General features: G+C 71.3%; 16 protein-coding genes and 1 tRNA gene. 7 read left to right on the top strand and 10 right to left on the bottom strand.

What is annotated here, in order from left to right; all coding sequences use genetic code 11:
* Positions 1–5: 5 nt before the first annotated feature.
* Complete coding sequence (locus ABTX18_RS19230; protein WP_352123887.1) at positions 6–665, bottom strand: hypothetical protein; 660 nt, start codon at positions 663–665, stop codon at positions 6–8.
* 47 nt (positions 666–712) lie between these two features.
* On the opposite strand from ABTX18_RS19230, the gene ABTX18_RS19235 reads away from it, so the two are divergent.
* Positions 713–901: a DUF5703 family protein gene (locus ABTX18_RS19235; RefSeq protein ID WP_136328229.1), complete on the top strand. Its 189-nt coding sequence runs from the start codon at positions 713–715 to the stop codon at positions 899–901.
* A 58-nt stretch (positions 902–959) separates the two neighbouring features.
* Here the strand turns inward: ABTX18_RS19235 and ABTX18_RS19240 are convergent, their stop codons facing one another.
* The 3 genes from ABTX18_RS19240 to ABTX18_RS19250 form a co-directional block, all read right to left on the bottom strand.
* Entirely contained in the window at positions 960–1730 is a 771-nt protein-coding gene (locus ABTX18_RS19240) for a chaplin (protein ID WP_352123888.1), read from the bottom strand.
* A gap of 138 nt (positions 1731–1868) precedes the next feature.
* Complete coding sequence (gene chpH, locus ABTX18_RS19245) at positions 1869–2102, bottom strand: chaplin ChpH (RefSeq protein ID WP_123528131.1); 234 nt, start codon at positions 2100–2102, stop codon at positions 1869–1871.
* 169 nt (positions 2103–2271) lie between these two features.
* Complete coding sequence (locus ABTX18_RS19250) at positions 2272–3606, bottom strand: M20/M25/M40 family metallo-hydrolase (protein WP_136328226.1); 1335 nt, start codon at positions 3604–3606, stop codon at positions 2272–2274.
* 182 nt (positions 3607–3788) lie between these two features.
* Here ABTX18_RS19250 and ABTX18_RS19255 point away from each other — a divergent pair.
* Positions 3789–3873, top strand: a tRNA-Leu gene (locus ABTX18_RS19255).
* 191 nt (positions 3874–4064) lie between these two features.
* Positions 4065–6944, top strand: coding sequence for a glycoside hydrolase family 2 TIM barrel-domain containing protein (locus tag ABTX18_RS19260; protein ID WP_352123889.1), 2880 nt, complete (start codon positions 4065–4067; stop codon positions 6942–6944).
* Between the two features lie 51 nt (positions 6945–6995).
* Here ABTX18_RS19260 and ABTX18_RS19265 read toward each other — a convergent pair whose 3' ends face one another.
* Positions 6996–8048, bottom strand: a complete 1053-nt coding sequence (locus tag ABTX18_RS19265; RefSeq protein ID WP_352123890.1) for a rhamnogalacturonan acetylesterase — start codon at positions 8046–8048, stop codon at positions 6996–6998.
* 221 nt (positions 8049–8269) lie between these two features.
* Here ABTX18_RS19265 and ABTX18_RS19270 point away from each other — a divergent pair, with 221 nt between their 5' ends.
* On the top strand, positions 8270–9205 hold the full coding sequence (locus tag ABTX18_RS19270) for a pseudouridine synthase (protein ID WP_352123891.1): 936 nt from the start codon (positions 8270–8272) through the stop codon (positions 9203–9205).
* Positions 9206–9209: 4 nt separating this feature from the next.
* Here the strand turns inward: ABTX18_RS19270 and ABTX18_RS19275 are convergent, their stop codons facing one another.
* The 3 genes from ABTX18_RS19275 to ABTX18_RS19285 all read right to left on the bottom strand — a co-directional run bounded on the left by ABTX18_RS19275 (position 9210) and on the right by ABTX18_RS19285 (position 11744).
* Positions 9210–9839, bottom strand: coding sequence for an MBL fold metallo-hydrolase (locus ABTX18_RS19275; RefSeq protein ID WP_352123892.1), 630 nt, complete (start codon positions 9837–9839; stop codon positions 9210–9212).
* Positions 9839–10924 (bottom strand): S-(hydroxymethyl)mycothiol dehydrogenase, encoded by a 1086-nt coding sequence (locus tag ABTX18_RS19280; protein WP_352123893.1) that lies wholly within the window; start codon positions 10922–10924, stop codon positions 9839–9841. The genes ABTX18_RS19275 and ABTX18_RS19280 overlap by 1 nt, the downstream gene beginning before the upstream one ends.
* Positions 10925–11042: 118 nt before the next feature.
* Entirely contained in the window at positions 11043–11744 is a 702-nt protein-coding gene (locus ABTX18_RS19285; RefSeq protein ID WP_352123894.1) for a FadR/GntR family transcriptional regulator, read from the bottom strand.
* A 179-nt stretch (positions 11745–11923) separates the two neighbouring features.
* Between ABTX18_RS19285 and ABTX18_RS19290 the strand changes: the two genes are divergently transcribed.
* Both ABTX18_RS19290 and ABTX18_RS19295 read left to right on the top strand, forming a co-directional pair.
* Positions 11924–12433, top strand: coding sequence for a gluconokinase (locus ABTX18_RS19290; protein ID WP_352123895.1), 510 nt, complete (start codon positions 11924–11926; stop codon positions 12431–12433).
* A gap of 11 nt (positions 12434–12444) precedes the next feature.
* Positions 12445–13842 carry a GntP family permease gene (locus ABTX18_RS19295; RefSeq protein ID WP_352123896.1) on the top strand — a complete coding sequence of 466 codons (1398 nt, stop codon included), beginning with the start codon at positions 12445–12447 and terminating at the stop codon, positions 13840–13842.
* On the opposite strand, the gene ABTX18_RS19300 is transcribed toward ABTX18_RS19295, so the two are convergent.
* Positions 13828–14469 carry a cytochrome b/b6 domain-containing protein gene (locus tag ABTX18_RS19300; RefSeq protein ID WP_352123897.1) on the bottom strand — a complete coding sequence of 214 codons (642 nt, stop codon included), beginning with the start codon at positions 14467–14469 and terminating at the stop codon, positions 13828–13830. The genes ABTX18_RS19295 and ABTX18_RS19300 overlap by 15 nt on opposite strands.
* Positions 14453–15241, bottom strand: coding sequence for a molybdopterin-dependent oxidoreductase (locus tag ABTX18_RS19305; RefSeq protein WP_503061169.1), 789 nt, complete (start codon positions 15239–15241; stop codon positions 14453–14455). The genes ABTX18_RS19300 and ABTX18_RS19305 overlap by 17 nt, the downstream gene beginning before the upstream one ends.
* Before the next feature lie 109 nt (positions 15242–15350).
* Between ABTX18_RS19305 and ABTX18_RS19310 the strand changes: the two genes are divergently transcribed.
* Positions 15351–15794, top strand: coding sequence for an ASCH domain-containing protein (locus ABTX18_RS19310; RefSeq protein WP_352123898.1), 444 nt, complete (start codon positions 15351–15353; stop codon positions 15792–15794).
* Positions 15795–15796 lie beyond the last annotated feature (2 nt).

Consider the following 15796-nt stretch of genomic DNA (forward strand, 5'->3'; position numbering starts at 1 on the left):
GGGAATCAGCTCCGGCCCCTCGTCAGACCGTCGATCTCCTCGTCCGCCTCGTCGTCGTCGAAGACCGCGCTGACGTCGAAGCGGCAGACCACCAGCTGAGGGTCCGCGTCGTCGAACGGGGCACCCAGCCACTCACCCGGCTCCGGCAGCTCCTCCGCGGCCGCGACCCAGAGCGTCGAGTCGCCCTCCTCCAGACCGAACTCGGCGTGCCTGGAGGCGATCTCGTCCGCCTCGTACTCCCCGAAGAGCACCCCCAGCGCCGCGTGGACGCTGCCGCCGACCTCGGCCGCGCCCTCGCTGCCGCCGTCGGCGGCCTCCACGTCGGCGAGGCGCTGCGCCTGGGCGAGCAGCCGCTGCGGCTCGACCACCGCGTAGTCGCGGCGGATGAGCACGCTCAGCGCGTTCGGCTCCTCCGGGCCGCTGTACGGCGGCAGGGAGTCCTCCACCCCCGGGATCTCGAACGGGGTGACCTCGTCATGCCGGTCGTAGAGGAGTTCGTCGTAGACCTCGGCCGCAGCGGCCAGTGCGTTGAACGCGTCGTAGACAGCGGGGTCGTCGTCCCCGGACCGGCGTTCGACGGCCGCGAGGTGGTGGTCGATCGCGGCTTTCACCGCATCGGCGGCGGCGCGTACCTCGGCAGCGGTGGGCTGCGCAGCATCAGACATAGGGCAGACGCTATCCGTACACGGGCTCTGCCCGCACAATAGATGCGATGCCGGAATACGAATTTGTCGACGTGTACGTGCCGCGCGGGGTGTCCCGGAAGGAGACCGCCCGCCTGTTGACCGACCATGCCGAGTACGGGCACTGGGAGCTGGACCGCCTGACCCTGCGCCTGGACGGCAGCCGCCGGGTGCGGCTGCGGCGGCGGATCATCCGCCAGCTGCGGGCCACCTGGTGACACGGAACGGGCCCCGCTGCCGCGGGGCCCGTTCCCTTCGCCGTGCTGACCGCTGCCGTCAGGCGGCGGCCTTGGAGCGGCGGTACAGCACCGTGCCCGCACCGGCCAGCAGCAGCCCCGCGCTCGCCGGAACGAGCAGGTCGAGCCCGCCCCCTCCGGTGTGCGCGAGCTGCGGCGTGCTCGCCGGCAGGGTCTGCGGCTCCGGCGCGTTCGGGACGGTGTGCGGTCCCGGCTCCGGCGGTGTCTCGTGGTGCACCTGGGTGGGCGGAACGACCGGCGGCGTGCTGTCGTTCTCGCACGTGTTGCCGAGGGCGGGGTTCAGCAGGCCACCGATGGTGACGCTGTTCCCGCAGGCGTTGACGGGGATGTCGATGGGCACCTGGATCTGGTTGCCCGAGAGGATTCCTGGCGAGCCCTGCGCGGTCCCCTCCGCGGTGGCACCGCCCCCGTGGTCGCGGCCCGGCCCTCGGTGCTTCCCGGTGCCCGCCCGATCGCCCTGCCCGCGGTCGTGCGACGCCCTGCCGTGGTCCGAGGCGTGGCTGCCCGAGGAGCCGGACGAACCGTGATGGCCCGCCGAGGCGCCGTTCGAAACGTTCGCGCAGGCGTTGCCCGCTGCCGGGTTGAGCAGCCCCACGACGTTCACGGAGTTGCCGCAGACGTTGACCGGGATCTCGACCGGGATCTGTACCGAATTCCCTGAAAGCACCCCCGGGGAATTCGATGCGCCGCCGGCCGCTCCCGCGTCGGCGTGCGCGTAACCGCCACTGAGCGCGAGCACGCCGCCCGCAGCCGCCATGGTGATCAGGCCTTTACGCGTGACCTGTCGCATAGGTTGTTTCCTGCCTTCTACCTTCCGGAATACCCCCGGACTTGACCGTGCGGAGGCAAAGGACCCGACGGCCCCGGGGCACATGGCGTGCGCTCCGGGGCCGAACGGGCTCAAACCCTTGCGGGTTGACGCACAACGTCAGGCGTTGACGCAGGTGTTGCCGAAGGCCGGGTTCAGCAGCCCGATCACGGAGATCGTGTTGCCGCACACGTTCACGGGAACGTGGACGGGAACCTGAACGACGTTGCCCGAGAGCACGCCGGGGCTGCCGATGGCGGCACCCTGGGCGCCCGAGTCGGCGACGGCCATGCCGGCGCCCGCGAGCACCAGACCACCGGTGACAGCCGCAGCGGCGACGATCTTCTTGATCATTATTCCTCCTAGTTGGCAAATGCGGTCCCAGCCGCGGACCGCATCACCTGTAACGAGGAAGAAGTAATCGGGCTACGAGCGATCCATCCCTTTCACTCGTTCCGGTGAGGCACGTACACGCTGGCGATTTAAGGAGGTCCGAGTGCCAGGGGATCCGAGTGCCAGGAGGTCAGCTGTGGTCGATGAAGCGATCGAGCACCCGCGCGCCGAATTTCAGACCCTCGACCGGCACGCGCTCGTCCACCCCGTGGAACATGCCCGCGAAGTCCAGCTCCGGCGGAAGCTTCAGCGGAGCGAATCCGAAGCAGCGGATGCCCAGGTCGTCGAAGGACTTGGCGTCCGTACCGCCGGAGAGCATGTACGGGACCGCGCGCGCGATCGGGTCCTCGGCCTTGAGCGCGATCTGCATCGCGTCCACGAGCGAGCCGTCGAAGTCGGTCTCCAGCGCCTTGTCACCGTGCACGTCCTCGCGCCTGACCCGCGGGCCGAGGATCCGGTCGAGGTCGGCCAGGAACTCCTGCTCGTACCCCGGCAGGAAGCGGCCGTCGACATGGGCGGTCGCCTGGCCCGGGATCACGTTGACCTTGTACCCGGCGCCGAGCATGGTGGGCGCCGCGGAGTTGCGCAGGGTCGCGCCGACCATCTTGGCGATGCCGCCCAGCTTGGCCAGCGTGGCGTCCATGTCCTCCGGGTCGAGCGGGGTGCCCAGCGCGTCGGACAGCTCGTCCAGGAAGGAGCGCACGGTCTTGGTCACCCGCACCGGCCAGGTGTGCCGCCCCAGCCGCCCGACCGCCTCGCACAGCTCGGTGATCGCGTTGTCGTCATTGGTCATCGAACCGTGGCCGGCCGTGCCGTCCACGGTCAGCCGCATCCAGTGCATGCCCTTCTGCGCGGTCTCGACGAGATAGAGCCGCAGGTTCTCGTTGACCGTGAAGGAGAAGCCGCCGACCTCCCCGATGGCCTCGGTGACGCCCTCGAAGAGGTCCGGGTGCTTGTCGACGAGGTAGCGGGCGCCGTACGTACCGCCCGCCTCCTCGTCCGCGAGGAAGGCCAGCACGATGTCGCGCGGGGGCTTGCGGCCGCTGCGCATCCGGTCGCGTACGACCGCCAGGGTCATCGCGTCCATGTCCTTCATGTCGACCGCGCCCCGGCCCCAGACGCAGCCGTCCGCGATCTCCCCCGAGAAGGGGTGGTGCGTCCAGTCGTGGGCGTTGGCCGGTACGACGTCCGTGTGGCCGTGGATCAGCAGCGCCGGCTTGGACGGGTCCTCCCCCTCGATCCGCGCCACCGTGGAGGCACGGCCCTTGTGGGACTCGAAGATCTGAGGCTCCAGGCCCACCTCGGCGAGCTTCTCCGCGACGTACTCGGCGGCCGCGCGCTCGCCCGGGCCCGAGTGGTCCCCGTAGTTGCTGGTGTCGATCCGGATGAGATCGCGACAGAGGTCGACGACCTCGTTCTCGGCGCTCTCGCCCGCGCCGGTCCTGGCCGCTCTGGTCTCGCTCACGCTGGTTCCCTCCGCTGTCGCTGTGGTGCTCCGCCTCATCCTCCCGCGCCCGGCCCGCGTACCCAAGGGCGCCCGCCCCTCGTCACACGCCCGTCACACGAAGGGGGCGTGATCGAGCACCCCCCAATGTTTGCTATGGTTTTCCACGTCGGAACGGGCAGGGCCCGCAAGACAGACACCTGGTCCGGGTGGCGGAATGGCAGACGCGCTAGCTTGAGGTGCTAGTGCCCTTTATCGGGCGTGGGGGTTCAAGTCCCCCCTCGGACACAGAAGAGACAGAGTGCCGATCAGGAGAAATCCTGATCGGCACTTTGCGTTGCCGGGACTCCCACGGCTGACGGAACGGTTCGGCGAAACCCGCGCGGCGCTTCACCATGCGGCCTGCCACCCCTTGTTGAAACGGTTCATTGCTGGCTAACGTCACCTCCGAGAAAGGGCGTTCCCGAGCGAGGAGAACCATGAGCCGCACCGACACGCTGTCCTGGTACGAGGATCCGAGCCCGGGTACCGGCGGCCTCGCGCCGCGGTCCTGGTACGCGGCGTCCGACGCCTGGCGGATGTCCCTGAACGGCGCCTGGGCCTTCCGGCTCTCGCCGGGGGCCCGCACCGAGGACGAATCGTTCGCACGGCCGGGGTTCGACGCCTCGGCATGGGGAACGGTCGCGGTGCCCGGTCACTGGGTGCTCCAGGGGGCCGGAGGCGCTCCCGCGTACACGAACGTCGTCTATCCCTTCCCCGTCGATCCGCCGCGGGTACCGTCCGAGAACCCGACGGGTGACCATCTGCGGACGTTCACGCTGCCCGGGGACCGGCCCGGGGACGGCGAGTTCGTGCTCCGGTTCGAGGGCGTGGAGTCGTGCGCGCGGGTCTGGCTGAACGGGCGGGAGCTGGGTGACTTCAAGGGGTCCAGACTGCCGCACGAGTTCGCCGTGGGCGATCTGCTGGAGCCCGGTGAGAACGTCCTCGCCGTGCGGGTGCACGCATGGTCGTCGGGTAGCTACCTGGAGGACCAGGACCAGTGGTGGCTGCCGGGCATCTTCCGTGAGGTCACGCTGCTGCACCGGCCGCGGGGCGCCGCCCGGGACTTCTTCGTGCACGCCGCCTACGACCACCGCGACGGCTCCGGGACACTGCGTGTGGAGTGCGAGGGAGCAAAGGGCCGGGTCCTGGTGCCCGAGCTGGGTGTCGACATGGCGGCGGGCGAGTCCGTGACGCTGCCGGTCGAGCCGTGGACCGCCGAGACGCCCCGGCTGTACGACGCGGAGCTGGTGACGGCCGGCGAGCGGATTCCGCTGCGGATCGGCTTCCGTACGGTCGTCGTCGAGGACGGCGTCATCAAGGTCAACGGCAGGCGGCTGCTGTTCCGCGGGGTGAACCGGCACGAGTTCCACCCGGAGACGGGCCGGGCCGTCGACGCGCGGACGATGCGGCGGGACCTGGTGCTGATGAAGCAGCACAACATCAACGCGGTGCGGACCAGCCACTATCCGCCGCACCCCGCCTTCCTCGACCTGTGCGACGAGCTGGGTCTCTGGGTGATCGACGAGTGCGATCTGGAGACACATGGCTTTGTCGACCTGGAGTGGCGGGGCAACCCGGTCGACGACGAGCGGTGGACCCCCGCCCTGCTCGACCGGGCGGCCCGCATGGTCGAGCGCGACAAGAACCACGCCTCGGTGATCATCTGGTCGCTGGGCAACGAGTGCGGTGCGGGCAGCGGTCTGACCGCGATGGCCGAGTGGATCAGGGGACGGGACCCGGAGCGGCTGCTGCACTACGAGGGCGATCTGTCCTGCGAGGACGTCGATCTGTACTCGCGGATGTATCCGGCACACGCCGAGGTCGAACTCATCGGCAAGCGTGCGGAGGAGCCGCTGGCCGACGCCGGACTCGACGCCCGGCGCCGCGCGATGCCCTTCATCATGTGCGAGTACGGGCACGCCATGGGCAACGGACCGGGCGGACTGAGCGAGTACCAGCGGCTCTTCGAGCGGTACGAGCGCTGCCAGGGCGGGTTCGTCTGGGAGTGGATCGACCACGGCTTCGCCCACCCCGAGCACGGCTTCGCCTACGGCGGGGACTTCGGCGAGGAGCTGCACGACGGCAACTTCGTCTGCGACGGGCTGCTCTTCCCGGATCGCACACCCTCCCCCGGGCTCGTCGAGTACAAGAAGGTCATCGAGCCGGTGCGGATCGGCCCGGGAGCGGTTGCCGGTTCGTTCGCGGTCACCAATGGCTACGACTTCGCGGGGCTGGAGCACCTCGAGTTCGTCTGGTCGCACGAGGTGGACGGCACGGTCGTCGCCTCGGGCACCCTGGCCGTGCCGGAGCTCCCGCCCGGCGCTTCGGCGCAGGTCACGCCCGATGCCGCGGGCGACGGTCTGTGGACGGTCCGGGCGGTGCTCGCCGAGGACACCGCCTGGGGCGAGCGCGGGCACGTCGTGGCGTGGGGCCAGGTGGAAACGGGTGCGCCGGCCACCCCGGCTCCGGCGGCCGGTGAGCGTCCGGTGCGGTCCGGTGGTGTGATCACCCTCGGGCCGGGCGTCTTCGACGCGGCGACCGGGGCGCCGGTGCGCATCGGGGACGTCCCGGTGGATGCCCTGCGGCTGGATGTGTGGCGGGCGCCCACCGACAACGACAACGGGGCCGCCTGGCAGCCGGACGAGCGGTTCGGGCTGCGGTGGCGGGAGCTGGGGCTGCACCGGATGCGGCACCGGATCGACGCGGTCGAGGCGGACGGGGACGCGCTGACCGTCCGGACCCGCGTGGCCCCGGCGGGCTGGGACCTCGGGCTGCGGACCACCTACCGGTGGACGGCCGGCGGGGACCGGCTCGGGCTGACGGTGTCCGTGGTGCCCGAGGGCGACTGGCGGGTGCCGCTGCCCCGGCTCGGCATCCGGTTCGGGCTGCCGGCGGCGTACGGCGGTGCGCGGTGGTCCGGCGGCGGACCGGGCGAGGCGTACCCGGACACCCGGGCGGCCGCGCTGCTCGGGACGTGGGAGAGGGAGGTGGACGCGCTCCAGACCCCGTACGTCAGGCCCCAGGAGAACGGGGCCCGGGCCGACGTGCGCTGGGCGGAGCTCACGGACACCGGTGGTGCGGGGCTGCGGGCAGAGGGCGGCACGCCGTTCTGGTTCACCGCGCGTCGCTGGACGAGCGAGCAACTGGACGCGGCGGAGCACCTGCCGGATCTGGTGGCCGGGGACCGTGTCTGGGTCAACCTGGACCACGCGTTGCAGGGCATCGGCTCGCAGTCGTGCGGACCGGGCGTGCTGCCGGAGCACCGGCTCGACGCGGCGCCGGCGGAGTTCTCGTTCGTGTTCTCGGCGCTGGGGTGATCAGTCCTGTCCTGCCCCGGCCTGAAGCCGGGGCGGGACAGGGCCTTCGGGTCAGCGGAACAGACGTTCCGGCAGCAGGTCCTGGTCGCGGAGCGCGTCGCGGACCATGGCGGCGTACTCCGTGGCCCCGCGCTCCGAGGTGTGCGTGTTGTCGCGCTTCTCGGCGGTGAGGTAGAGGGCCTTGGAGCCCTCGGGGCCGAGCTCCTCGACCCGTTGCCGGGTGAGCGCGGTCAGGTCGACGAGCGGCACGTCGTGCTCGGCGGCCAGGAGCCGGATCTGCGCGGGCAGGTCGACGCCGAGGCCGTTGACGAGCAGGGCGGTTCCGTTGTCCAGCGTGCCGTCGGCGTTGAACCAGCGGCGGACGATCGGGGTGACGAGCACCGGCCGGCCGCCCTCGGCGCGGATGGCGTCGATCATCGTGGTGAGGTTGGCCCGGTAGTCCGCCGCGGTCGTCTGCTTGTCGTTGTGGGCGAGCTGGATGAGCACGGTGTCGCCCCGGCGGATCAGCGGGCGGACGGTGGGGAAGAGCTGGGGCTGGTCGAGATACGTCTGTGAGCTTTCGCCGGAGTCCGCGTAGCTGGCGACGGACATGCCGGCCCGGAAGTACTGCGGAAGCTCCTGGCCCCACCCCGTGTACGGGCTGCCGAGCTGGTCGCAGACCGTCGAGTCGCCGATCAGGAACAGCTGCGGGGTGCCCGGCGCCGGGCTGACGTGCAGCCCCGTGAGAAGGGGCGCCGGGCCGCCGAAGGTGAGGTCGAGACCGGGGCTGCCGCTCGCCCCGGTGGGCTCGCCCTCCGGCTCGCGCACATTGACGGTGAAGGTGCGGAGCACCGGCCGCCCGGCGGCGGTCGGCGTCTCGCCGAGCACGGTGCGCCGCGTCTCGGCGGTGACCGTCGTACGGCCCTCGGCGGCGCCGCCGATGCGAGCGGTGACGCGGTAGGTGCCGGGGGCCACGTCGAAGTGGCAGACCACGGGGGCGGTTCCGGTGCAGCCGGCGGGGGCGGGCTCAGCCACCGTGCTGTCGGCCAGTGCCGGGGTGGCGAGGGCGGCCACGGCGGCCACGGCGGTCAGCAGGGCGGGGGCGGTTCTGCGGGCAAGGGGCATGGCGGGGCTCCTTCGACGATGCGGGTGCGGGTGCGGCGCGATACCGGCAGCCTTGCCGTGCCGCAAGCGCTTTCTACCCCCGTACACCGGGATTTGAATCCTTTCAGTCCTGGGAAGTTGTCCACGCTCTCCCCTCCTCGTCCTCGACCCTGAGGCGCCGGTCGCTGTGGAAAGATGCCCGGCATCATGAGAACCAGCACCAAGGCGTCCGGCGGGCCCCGATGAGAGGCCGCGCGAAGCCTCCGCCGTCGCCGTTGCCCCAGCACGACGGGGTCGATCCTGTCCGGGTGCGGCTCCCCGAGGACCCGGACGGGCAGTGGGCGACGGTCGGCGATCATCTGCTGGCCCGGTTCGCCGGAGCGATCGGCGCGGCCCGGGTCGACGCCATGCTGACCGGGGGCCGGTTCGTGTCCGCCGAAGGTGCGGTGACGGGCCACGAACCCTACGCGGCGGGCCGGCACCTCTGGTTCCACCGGGACTTCGCGCCGGAGGAGCCCGTGCCCTTCCCGGTCGGTGTGGTGCACCGGGACGAGCACCTGGTCGTCGCGGACAAGCCGCACTTCCTGGCGACCACCCCGCGTGGCCGGCACATCACCGAGACCGCGGTGGCCCGGCTCCGGCGGGAGCTGGGTCTGCCGCTGCTCCAGCCCGCCCACCGGCTGGACCGGCTGACCGCGGGCCTCGTCCTCTTCATCGTGCGGCCGGAGGAACGGGGCGCGTACCAGACGCTGTTCCGGGACCGCCTGGTGCACAAGGAGTACGAGGCGGTGGCACCGTACGAACCGCGGCTGGTCTTCCCGCACACCGTGCGCAGCCGCATCGTGAAGGAGCGCGGGGTGATCGCCGCCCGCGAGGAGCCCGGCGAGCCGAACAGCGAGAGCCGGATCGAGCTGCTGGAGCACCGGGACGGGCTCGGCCGCTACCGGCTGCTGCCCGCCACCGGGCGCACGCATCAGCTGCGGGTCCACATGAACAGCCTGGGGCTGCCGCTCGTCCACGACCCCGTCTATCCCGTGGTCGAGGCGGAGGGCGCCCCCGACGACTTCGCGCACCCCCTGCAACTCCTGGCCAAAACGCTGCGGTTCACCGATCCGGTCACGGGAGAGCCGCGCCGCTTCGAGAGCGGGCTGCGGCTCTCCGCGTGGCGGCAGGGCTAGGGCCTCAGTGGCCGCGGGCGATCCACTCGTCCAGGTGCGGGGCCTCCGCGCCGATGGTCGTGGAGTCGCCGTGTCCGGTACGGACGGTGGTCGCCGGGTCGAGGGCGAGCAGCCGGTCCCTGATCGAGGCGACGATCGTCGGGAAGTGCGAGAAGGACCGGCCGGTGGCGCCGGGCCCGCCCTGGAAGAGCGTGTCGCCGGTGAAGACGGCCGACAGCTCGGGGGCGTACAGGCAGACCGCGCCCGGGGCGTGCCCCGGGGTGTGAAGGACCTTCAAGGCCGTCCCGGCGATCCGCAGCTCCTGGCCGTCGGTGAGTTCGCCGTCCGGCGCCCGGTCCGGGTGGGTCTGCTTCCACAGCGGCAGGTCGTCGGGGTGGAGCAGGATCGGTGCGCCGGTGGCGTCGGCGAGGGCCGGGGCCGCGTCGATGTGGTCGTTGTGCGCGTGGGTGCAGATGATGGCGCGCAGCGTGCGTCCGCCGAGTGCGGCCTCGATGGCGGCGGCGTCGTGGGAGGCGTCGATGACGACCGCCTCGGTGTCGTCGCCGACGATCCAGACGTTGTTGTCGACGTCCCAGGTGCCGCCGTCGAGGGCGAAGGTGCCGGAGGTGACCAGGTGGTCGATGCGGGCGGCCATCAGAAGACCACCACCGAGCGCAGGACGTCGCCGTCGTGCATCCGGGCGAAGGCGTGCTCGATGTCGCCGAGGCCGATGGTCTCGGTGACGAACGCGCCGAGGTCGATGCGGCCCTGCTGGTGCAGGTCGATGAGCATCGGGAAGTCGCGGGAGGGCAGACAGTCGCCGTACCAGGAGGACTTGAGCGAGCCGCCGCGGCCGAAGACGTCCAGGAGCGGGAGTTCGAGCTGCATCTCGGGGGTGGGTACGCCGACCAGGACGACGGTGCCCGCGAGGTCCCGGGCGTAGAAGGCCTGCTTGTAGGTCTCCGGGCGGCCGACCGCCTCGATGACGACGTCGGCGCCGTTGCCGCCGGTGAGCGACCGGATGGCCTCGACCGGGTCGGTGGAGCGGGAGTTGACGGTGTGCGTGGCACCCATCTTCTTGGCCGTCTCGAGCTTGCGGTCGTCGATGTCCACGGCGATGATCTTCGCCGCTCCGGCCAGCCGTGCGCCCGCGATCGCCGCGTCGCCGACACCGCCGCAGCCGATCACGGCGACCGAGTCGCCGCGGCCGACCTGGCCGGTGTTGATGGCGGCGCCGATGCCGGCCATCACGCCGCAGCCGAGGAGGCCGGCGACGGCCGGGGAGACCTCGGGGTCGACCTTGGTGCACTGGCCGGCGGCGACGAGGGTCTTCTCGGCGAAGGCCCCGATGCCGAGGGCCGGGGAGAGCTCCGTGCCGTCCAGCAGCGTCATCTTCTGCTTGGCGTTGTGCGTGTCGAAGCAGTACCACGGGCGGCCGCGCAGGCAGGCCCGGCACTGTCCGCACACGGCGCGCCAGTTGAGGACGACGAAGTCGCCCGGCTCGACGTCGGTGACGCCGTCGCCGACGGACTCCACGACGCCCGCGGCCTCGTGGCCGAGGAGGAAGGGGAAGTCGTCATTGATGCCGCCCTGCTTGTAGTGGAGATCGGTGTGGCAGACGCCGCACGCCTGGATCTTCACCACGGCCTCGCCCGGGCCGGGGTCCGGAATCACGATCGTCTCGACGCGTACCGGCTCGTTCTTTCCCGGTGCGATGACCCCTTGTACGTGCTGCGCCATTCCCGTGGTCTCCCATTCCCGACGTACCGTCAGACCGGTCTTCCTGAGGACCGGTCACGAGCAACCGTACGCCGTGAGCGGGAGCGGGCCGGCCGGGGCGCACACGCGCTCACCGGGCTCAGGGCGCGAGTACGTCCAGTTCGTGCAGGGCGCCCACCGCGATCTCCTTCGTCAGCCGCTCCGCGGCGGCGGCGTCGCCCTCGCGGACCGCCTCGGCGAGCCGGACATGGAGGGTGACGGCGGCCGGGTCCGGGTCCTCGAACATCACCTGGTGGTGGGTGCGCCCCGCGAGAACCTCGGCGACGACGTCGCCGAGGCGGGCGAACATCTCGTTGCCGGAGGCGTTGAGGACGATCCGGTGGAACGCGATGTCGTGCTCCAGGTACGCCTCCAGCTGCTGGCCGCGTGAGGTGGCGACCATGCCGAGGGCCCGTTCGGTGAGCTCGGCGCACTGCCGGGCGGTGGCGTGGCGGGCGGCGAGCGAGGCGGCGACGGGTTCGATCGCCGAGCGCAGGACGGTCAGCGAGCGCAGCTGCCGCGGTCGGTCGGCGCCGGCCAGCCGCCACCGGATGACCTGCGGGTCGTAGACGTTCCACGCCTCGGTCGGCCGTACGGTCACGCCGACGCGGCGCCGGGACTCGACGAGGTGCATGGACTCCAGGACCCGGATCACTTCGCGGACGACCGTGCGGGACACGTCGAAGCGCTGGGCGAGCTCGTCCGTGCGCAGGACCTGGCCGGGCGGGTGCTCACCCGCGGCGATCTCCAGACCCAGGGTGTCCAGCACATGCGTATGCAGTCCCTGGCTCTGTGTGGTCATGGACCAAGCGTACGGGGGCACGCGTGGGAAGCCCGCTCCTGGAAGCCCTCCGGAGTCCCGGTCGAACTAAAAGTACGACGTTTACGTCACACCCTCTTGAATAAGTCGTACGTATAGGTTTCAGTGGCGCGACGGACCGATGTCGAGGACGACATCGAAGAAGACAGCGAGGCACCGTAATGAGCACCCCCCACGTCGTTGTGGTGATGGGCGTCGCAGGGACCGGCAAGACCACGATCGGCCCCCTGCTCGCCGCCGAACTGGGCGTTCCGTACGCCGAGGGCGACGACTTCCATCCCGCGGCCAACATCGCCAAGATGTCGGCCGGCACCCCGCTGGACGATGCGGACCGGTGGCCCTGGCTCGACGCGATCGGGCAGTGGGCGCACGGCCGGGCAGGGCTCGGCGGTGTCGTCAGCAGTTCCGCGCTGAAGCGCGCCTACCGCGACCGGCTGCGCAGCGAGGCCCCGGGCGCCGTCTTCCTTCATCTGAGCGGCGACCGGTCGCTCATCGAGGAACGGATGGCGGGCCGCAAGGGCCACTTCATGCCGACCGCACTCCTCGACTCGCAGTTCGCCACCCTCCAGCCCCTTGAGGACGACGAGGCCGGCGTGGCCGTGGATGTGTCCGGCACCCCCCAGGAAATCACCCAGCGAGCCGTCGCCGCGTTGCGCCGGCTCGAAAGCTAAGGATCTTCACCGTGACACGTCTCAGCGTCGAGATGCTGGCAGCGGACGCCGTCGAACCGATCACTTCGGCCGGCAACGCGCAGTTGGGCATCGCCGTCCTGGCGGGCATCGCCGTCATCGTTCTGCTCATCACCAAGTTCAAGATGCACGCGTTCCTCGCGCTGACCATCGGCTCGCTGGCCCTCGGTTCGTTCGCCGGCGCCGCGCCGGCGAAGACGATAGCCAGCTTCACCGCGGGCCTCGGCTCGACCGTGGCGGGCGTCGGCGTCCTCATCGCGCTCGGCGCGATCCTGGGCAAGCTGCTCGCCGACTCCGGCGGCGCGGACCAGATCGTCGACACGATCCTCGCCAAGGCGAGCAAGCGGGCCATGCCGTGGGCGATGGTCCTGATCGCCTCGATCATCGGTCTGCCGCTGTTCTTCGAGGTCGGGATCGTGCTGATGATCCCGGTGGTGCTGCTCGTCGCCAAGCGCGGCAACTACTCCCTGATGCGGATCGGCATCCCGGCCCTGGCCGGACTCTCCGTGATGCACGGGCTCATCCCCCCGCACCCCGGCCCGCTCGTGGCGATCGACGCCCTCGGCGCCAACCTGGGCGTCACGCTGGCCCTCGGTGTCCTGGTCGCGATCCCGACGGTGATCATCGCCGGACCGGTCTTCTCCCGCTACGCCGCCCGCTGGGTGGACATCAAGGCGCCGGAGAAGATGATCCCGCAGCGCCCGTCCGAGGACCTGGACCGCCGGCCGAGCTTCGGCGCCACCCTGGCGACGATCCTGCTGCCCGTCGTCCTGATGCTGATCAAGGCACTGGTCGACATCGTGGTGGACGACCCGGAGCAGAGCCTCCAGCGGGTCACCGATGTGATCGGCTCGCCGCTCATCGCCCTGCTCGCGGCCGTCATCGTGGCCATGTTCACGCTGGGCCGGGCGGCCGGATTCACCAAGGGCCGGCTCTCCACCACCGTGGAGAAGTCCCTCGCCCCGATCGCCGGTGTGCTGCTCATCGTGGGTGCGGGCGGCGGTTTCAAGCAGACGCTCATCGACGCCGGTGTGGGTCAGATGATCCTGGAGTTCTCCGAGAACTGGTCGATCCCGGCGCTGCTGCTCGGCTGGCTGATCGCCGTGGGCATCCGGCTCGCGACCGGCTCGGCGACGGTGGCCACCATCTCGGCGGCCGGTCTGGTGGCCCCGCTGGCCGCCGACATGTCGACCTCGCACGCCGCCCTGCTGGTCCTCGCCGTCGGCGCGGGCTCGCTCTTCTTCAGCCACGTCAACGACGCGGGTTTCTGGCTCGTGAAGGAGTACTTCGGGATGGACGTCGGCCAGACGGTGAAGACCTGGTCGGTGATGGAGACCATCATCTCCGTGGTCTCGCTGGCCTTCATCCTGCTGCTGTCACTGGTCCTCTAGCGACCGCTCCCCCGGCTCCCGCCACAGCGGGTGCTCGCGGCGGGCCCACTGGCGCTCGACCGACCCGGTACGCATGCCACGGCGTGCCTCCGGGTCGGCGAGCGCCTTCGCGATGTGTCCGCCCAGCACGATGCCGATGGCCAGCGCCAGCCAGTCGTGGACGAAGGTCGCGGCGGTCCGCCACATCAGCGGGGCCAGACCGGTGAACCACATCAGCAGCCCGGTGCCCGCCATGACGAGCACCGCTCCCGCGATCCACGCCGCGTACAGCTTCTGTCCGGCGTTGAACTTCCCGGCCGGGCGGGACCCGGGCCGGTGGTCACGGCGGCGTACCGCCCGCAGCCACTGCCCGTCGTGCGGCCCGAAGCGGTTGAGGCGGCCCAGGTCGGCCCGCAGGGACCGCGCGAGAAGCCCCGCCAGCAGCGGTACGGGAATGAGCAGCCCGGACCACTCGTGCACGGTGACCAGGAGATGGCGGCGCCCGACGAGTTCGGCGAGCTGCGGTACGTACAGACAGGCCGCCGTCGCCACGCACAGGAGCATCAGCGCGGCCGTGGTGCGGTGCACCCATCGCACCGCGCCGCTGAACCGGTGGACCCGGCCGTCCGCCTCAGGTCGTGGGGGCATCGTCGCGGCCGTTGGACCGGCCGACCCAGGCGTCGACGTCATATCCGAGCTTCTCCCAGTATCCGGGGCGAGCCGAGTCCGTGACGGTGACCCCGGAGAGCCATTTCGCCGACTTGTAGAAGTACATCGGGGCCACGTAGAGGCGGACCGGTCCGCCGTGGGAGTGGGACACCGGCCGGTCCTGCATCCGCAGCGCGACCAGCACATCGGCCCGGCGGGCCTGGTCGAGGGTGAGGCTCTCGCTGTAGGCGCCGTCGAAGCAGGTGAACCGGACGGCCTTCGCCCCGGGCCGGACCCCCGCCGCGTCCAGCAGGGCGGAGAGCCGTACGCCCTCGAAGGGGGTCTCGGGCACCCGCCAGCCGGTGACGCACTGGACGTCCCGGACCATCCGGGTCTGCTCCATGCGCTGGAGGGCGTCGAGGGTGTACGTGGCCGGGCGGTCGACCAGACCGTCGACGGTCAGCCGGTAGTCGCCGGCGCTCTTCTTCGGTACGGACGTGGCGACGGAGTAGTAGCGGAAGCCGCCGCCGTTGGGCAGCAGCCCGGTCAGCCCCGTGGGGTCCTTGTCGGAGAGCGCGCCCAGGCCGGATTCGAGGGTGCGCTGCAGTACGGGGGCGGCGACGAGCCCGGCCGCGCCGAGGCCCAGCATCGTCAGGACGAGCCGGCGGCCCACGGGCGTGCCGGTGCCGTCGGGATCGGGGCCCTGGGCCCCGGGATCCGGTTCCGCGCCGGAAGGGGAATCGGGAACGGAATCGGGAGGAGAACTGTTCACCCGTCGATTCGAGCACTCCGGGCCCCCGGAAGCCAGGGGCTGCGGCGGTCCGTCACCGTCCCGTCAGATCTGCCCCGCGCGGGCGGACCGTGAATGCCAGACTTGCGCCATGCCGAACCGCGAAGCGCTCAAGCCCTTTCTGCTCGCCTTCCCCGGTCCGCTGCGCGACCAGTTGGTCGCCGCGGTCCTGGACGGGCGCAAGGTGTCGACCTCCGGCCTGCTCGTGGAGTACGAGATCGAGAAGGAGGAGCTGCCTCCGGTCGGTGAGCGGTCCGCCCTCATCGACTCGGACGGGCGGGAGATCGCGGTGCTCGAAGTGACCGAGGTGCGTGTGCTGCGACTCGCCGACGTCGGCCTCCAGCACGCGCTGGACGAGGGCGAGGGCTACACGTCGGTCGCCGAGTGGCGGGCGGGCCACGAGCGGTTCTGGCACAGCGAGGAGATGCGGGACGCGCTCGGCGACCCGGAGTTCACCGTGGACGACGACACGATGATCGTCGCCGAGCGCTTCCGGGTCGCCGAGCGTATCGGCCCCGACGTGGCACGGGGCTGAGC

Source organism: Streptomyces sp. NPDC096323 (assembly GCF_040302845.1).
Taxonomy (GTDB): domain Bacteria; phylum Actinomycetota; class Actinomycetes; order Streptomycetales; family Streptomycetaceae; genus Streptomyces.

Excerpts from the sequence above, each read along its gene's own strand:
- ABTX18_RS19230 (WP_352123887.1), bottom strand. The coding sequence starts at position 665 with ATGTCTGATGCTGCGCAGCCCACCGCTGCCGAGGTACGCGCCGCCGCC.
- ABTX18_RS19235 (WP_136328229.1), top strand. The coding sequence starts at position 713 with ATGCCGGAATACGAATTTGTCGACGTGTACGTGCCGCGCGGGGTGTCC.
- ABTX18_RS19240 (WP_352123888.1), bottom strand. The coding sequence starts at position 1,730 with ATGCGACAGGTCACGCGTAAAGGCCTGATCACCATGGCGGCTGCGGGC.
- chpH (WP_123528131.1), bottom strand. The coding sequence starts at position 2,102 with ATGATCAAGAAGATCGTCGCCGCTGCGGCTGTCACCGGTGGTCTGGTG.
- ABTX18_RS19260 (WP_352123889.1), top strand. The coding sequence starts at position 4,065 with ATGAGCCGCACCGACACGCTGTCCTGGTACGAGGATCCGAGCCCGGGT.
- ABTX18_RS19265 (WP_352123890.1), bottom strand. The coding sequence starts at position 8,048 with ATGCCCCTTGCCCGCAGAACCGCCCCCGCCCTGCTGACCGCCGTGGCC.
- ABTX18_RS19270 (WP_352123891.1), top strand. The coding sequence starts at position 8,270 with ATGAGAGGCCGCGCGAAGCCTCCGCCGTCGCCGTTGCCCCAGCACGAC.
- ABTX18_RS19275 (WP_352123892.1), bottom strand. The coding sequence starts at position 9,839 with ATGGCCGCCCGCATCGACCACCTGGTCACCTCCGGCACCTTCGCCCTC.
- ABTX18_RS19280 (WP_352123893.1), bottom strand. The coding sequence starts at position 10,924 with ATGGCGCAGCACGTACAAGGGGTCATCGCACCGGGAAAGAACGAGCCG.
- ABTX18_RS19285 (WP_352123894.1), bottom strand. The coding sequence starts at position 11,744 with ATGACCACACAGAGCCAGGGACTGCATACGCATGTGCTGGACACCCTG.
- ABTX18_RS19290 (WP_352123895.1), top strand. The coding sequence starts at position 11,924 with ATGAGCACCCCCCACGTCGTTGTGGTGATGGGCGTCGCAGGGACCGGC.
- ABTX18_RS19300 (WP_352123897.1), bottom strand. The coding sequence starts at position 14,469 with ATGCCCCCACGACCTGAGGCGGACGGCCGGGTCCACCGGTTCAGCGGC.
- ABTX18_RS19310 (WP_352123898.1), top strand. The coding sequence starts at position 15,351 with ATGCCGAACCGCGAAGCGCTCAAGCCCTTTCTGCTCGCCTTCCCCGGT.